The following is a 3,341-nucleotide window of genomic DNA, read 5'->3' on the forward strand; positions in this document are numbered from 1 at the left end:
CGCTGCTGTTCTCCCTGGTGCTGCTGTACGCCTGCGGGCGCATCCTGCGCAAGGCCAGCCTGGAACTGCAACAGGGCCAGCCGGCACCGCGTCCGGCCTTCCTGCCCTGCGTGCTCAACCCGGCCCAGGGCCGTTTGCGCTGGACCCTGCCCTGCGCCCGGGCACTGACCTTCACCGGCCTGCTCTCGGGGCTGCTTTCGGGGTTGCTCGGGGTTGGCGGCGGCTTCGTGATCATCCCGGCCCTGAGCCGCTACACCAACCTGGACAGCAAGAGCATCGTCGCCACCTCCTTGGCGGTGATTGCCCTGGTGTCCCTGGGCAGCGTGGTGACCGCCAGCCTCAGCGGCGTGATGCACTGGACCGTGGGTGCGCCCTTTGCCTTGGGCGCGGTGGTGGGACTGGTACTGGGACGACAAGTGGCCAGCCATCTGGCCGGCCCGCGCCTGCAACAACTGTTCGCCGTCACCGGCATGCTGGCAGCGCTGCTGCTGGCAGGCGGTGCCCTGGGCTGGCTGCCCCACTGAGCCCCTTTCGCCGGCAAGCCGGCTCCTACAGCATCGTGTACGCGCCACCCGTAGGAGCTGGCTTGTCAGCGAAGGCGTCCCCACCGACGCCGCTGACCTGACGCAAGATTCACGGCGCCTGGTCCGGCCCTTTCGCCAGCAAGCCGGCTCCTACGAGGAGAACGACCGGGGAAATATTGGCCTCTGCCGGTCAGGGGCGCGGGCGCCGACCATGGCCTGGACCTGTATCCACCAGGAGTGCGCCATGTCGACAGACCAATCCCTTGAACAGTGCCTCTGGCGCAAGATCGGCCGCTACGCCTCGCGAATTGGCCGGACCCTGATCCAAAAAGCCCTGTGGCTCTACTACGCCGCGCAACGGCCGCAAACCCCGATCTGGGCCAAGGCCACCATCTACGCCGCCCTGGGTTACTTCATACTGCCAGTGGACATCATCCCGGACCTGATCCCCGGGGCCGGGTACGTGGATGACCTTGGACTGCTGACCAGTTCAGTGCTGGCCGTGGCTGCGCATATCAACGCCGAGGTCAAGGAGCAAGCCAGCGCACGCCTGGCGGACTGGTTCGGCAGTGAACCTGACTGAGCAAGGGGCAGACGCAACGGCTGGGGTGCGGTCCTCGGTGTTCATCCGATTCACCAGAGCACTCAGGAGCGCCCGTACAAGATTGCCGCCAGCTCACCGCGCTTGCGTGTCCAGGGCATAGAACTCCTGCAACTTGGCCTGCAGCAGTTGCTTGTCCGGCAGTTGGGTCCGGTACTCGGCGATCAGCGCCGGTGACAGTGAACGGTTGAGGGCATATTCCACCACCTCGTCATGCTTGCTGGCACAGAGCAGAACACCCAGGGCCGGACTCTCGTGGGGCTTGCGCACCTGGCGATCCAGGGCCTCCAGGTAGAAGTTCAGCTTGCCCAGGTACTCCGGCTCGAAGCGCCCGACCTTGAGCTCAACGGCCACCAGGCAATTCAACCCGCGATGGAACAGCAGCAGGTCCAGGGCGAAATCGCGCCCGCCGACCTGCAGCGGATAGCCTGAAGCGACAAAGCAGAAGTCGCGCCCCATCTCGATCAGGAAATCCTTGAGTTGGCGCACCAGCCCCTGATGCAGGTCGGCTTCGTCATGCCCCTGGGCCAGGCCGAGAAACTCCACCATGTAGGCATCCTTGAAGACCTGCAGGACCTCGGGACGGGCCTGTCTCAAGGTGGCCGAGGCGCTTGCCGGTCGGGTCAGCGTGCGTTCGAACAAGGCGGACTTGATCTGTCGTTCCAGTTCTCGGGTCGACCACTGCTCCTGGATGGCCATGCGCAGATAAAACTCGCGCTCTTGAGCGCATTTACCTTGCGCAAGAATGATCAGGTTCTGGGTCCAGGGTAATTGTGTCAGCACTGCTGACACTTTCTCCTGCCCTCGATAAACCTCATAGAATTGACGCATGCGGAACAGGTTACGCCGGGTAAACCCCCGTAGCCCCGGCTGCTGCCGCGCCAGATAATCCGCCAATTGCCGGACCACGCCATCGCCCCATTCCGACGCCTCGATCTTGCGGCTGATATAGGCGCCGATCTGCCAGTACAGTTCCACCAATTCAGTGTTCACCGCCCGCACCGCCCGCTGCCGTGCGGCGGTGATCATTAGCACCACTTCGTTGAATGCCACCTCGGTGGAGGTGACGGCCGCTTCAGCCTCCTGCTTCATGACGAACGCCCGGTTGCCTGGATTAAGGCCTCCATCATCACCCGGCTCACCGTGTCGCTATAGTCGGCCCCGTCTCTTTAGCTTGAGCGAAACGTCCTTGTTTCAGTGACGCAAACAGCCCCGTCAGCCCGGCATGCACGCAAAGCCATGGGTGCTGGCCACCTGCTTGCCTTTGGCGTCATACAAGCGAACCGACACCTCGGTCCCCAGGCTCGACTCCACCAGTGTGTAATGCTCACCGGCCTTGAAGCCGCTGTAGCTGATATGGCCATTGCAGTCTTGCTGATTGGAGTCGCCGACGCTCTCTTCAAACAAGGTCACGTCCAGGCGATGAGCGCCGGGCTTGACCTCAAAGTAACGCCCATCGTCGACCTTATTCCCGTCCACCCGTTCGGCCATCAGGTCGTTGGGCGCCTCTTCCTGCAGGCCAATCCAGGCTTCACTGGGGTCGGGCTGGGGCATCGGCCCAGCGCAGGCGCTGAGCAAGCAGGCAAGACCCAGGGCGGGAATCAGCAACAGCGGTTTGAGTCTCATGAAAACGTACCTCGCCAATAACAGAAATGAGTGCGACGCAAGCCCAGGACAATCGGCTGCGTCGATGCCCATCAAGCGTGTCGAGGCCCCGGCGCAAGAACAAATGAATCCACATGAAAGGAAATACAGGCCTTACCTAAAACTTCCTTCACTTGGCTGAAAGCCGCGTGTTAGGTGGGTCGCTGCAGGCTGCCGAGGTTTGCAACCCCACTCCCTCGGAGGTTTTCGGCATGCTCGGGCTGGTTAAGACCGCACTGCTCAAGCCCTACACGTTCATCGTGCTGGCGATATTCATCTGCATCATCGGGCCCCTGGCGGCCCTGCGTACCCCCACCGACGTGTTCCCGGATATCGGCATCCCGGTGGTGGCGGTGGTCTGGCAATACAACGGCCTGTCGCCGGATGCCATGGCCGGGCGGGTGATCTACACCTATGAGCGCTCCCTGAGCACCACGGTCAACGACATCGAGCACATCGAGTCGCAGTCGCTGCCGGGCATGGGCATCGTCAAGATCTTCTTCCAGCCCGGGGTCGATATCCGCACCGCCAACGCCCAGGTGACCGCGGTGTCACAAACCGTGCTCAAGCAG

General features: G+C 62.9%; 5 protein-coding genes. 3 read left to right on the forward strand and 2 right to left on the reverse strand.

Annotated elements, in window-relative coordinates; all coding sequences use genetic code 11:
* Both BLX41_RS34880 and BLX41_RS09275 read left to right on the forward strand, forming a co-directional pair.
* Positions 1-524: sulfite exporter TauE/SafE family protein (locus BLX41_RS34880; protein ID WP_259744604.1), on the forward strand; the 524-nt coding region annotated here is incomplete at its 5' end.
* A gap of 244 nt (positions 525-768) precedes the next feature.
* Positions 769-1,107, forward strand: coding sequence for a YkvA family protein (locus BLX41_RS09275; RefSeq protein WP_123724645.1), 339 nt, complete (start codon positions 769-771; stop codon positions 1,105-1,107).
* Positions 1,108-1,200: 93 nt separating this feature from the next.
* Here the strand turns inward: BLX41_RS09275 and BLX41_RS09280 are convergent, their stop codons facing one another.
* Positions 1,201-2,217, reverse strand: coding sequence for a PDDEXK nuclease domain-containing protein (locus BLX41_RS09280; protein WP_123724646.1), 1,017 nt, complete (start codon positions 2,215-2,217; stop codon positions 1,201-1,203).
* A gap of 123 nt (positions 2,218-2,340) precedes the next feature.
* Entirely contained in the window at positions 2,341-2,751 is a 411-nt protein-coding gene (locus BLX41_RS09285) for a PA0061/PA0062 family lipoprotein (protein WP_123724647.1), read from the reverse strand.
* A gap of 230 nt (positions 2,752-2,981) precedes the next feature.
* Between BLX41_RS09285 and BLX41_RS34885 the strand changes: the two genes are divergently transcribed.
* Positions 2,982-3,341 (forward strand): efflux RND transporter permease subunit (locus BLX41_RS34885; RefSeq protein WP_259744605.1); only part of this gene is annotated, 360 nt, incomplete at its 3' end.

The organism is Pseudomonas protegens, from assembly GCF_003732485.1.
Classification (GTDB): domain Bacteria; phylum Pseudomonadota; class Gammaproteobacteria; order Pseudomonadales; family Pseudomonadaceae; genus Aquipseudomonas; species Aquipseudomonas protegens_B.

What these genes read in the sequence shown, in the direction of transcription:
- BLX41_RS09285 (WP_123724647.1), bottom strand. Translation starts at nt 2,751, where the DNA reads ATGAGACTCAAACCGCTGTTGCTGATTCCCGCCCTGGGTCTTGCCTGC.
- BLX41_RS09280 (WP_123724646.1), bottom strand. Translation starts at nt 2,217, where the DNA reads ATGAAGCAGGAGGCTGAAGCGGCCGTCACCTCCACCGAGGTGGCATTC.
- BLX41_RS09275 (WP_123724645.1), top strand. Translation starts at nt 769, where the DNA reads ATGTCGACAGACCAATCCCTTGAACAGTGCCTCTGGCGCAAGATCGGC.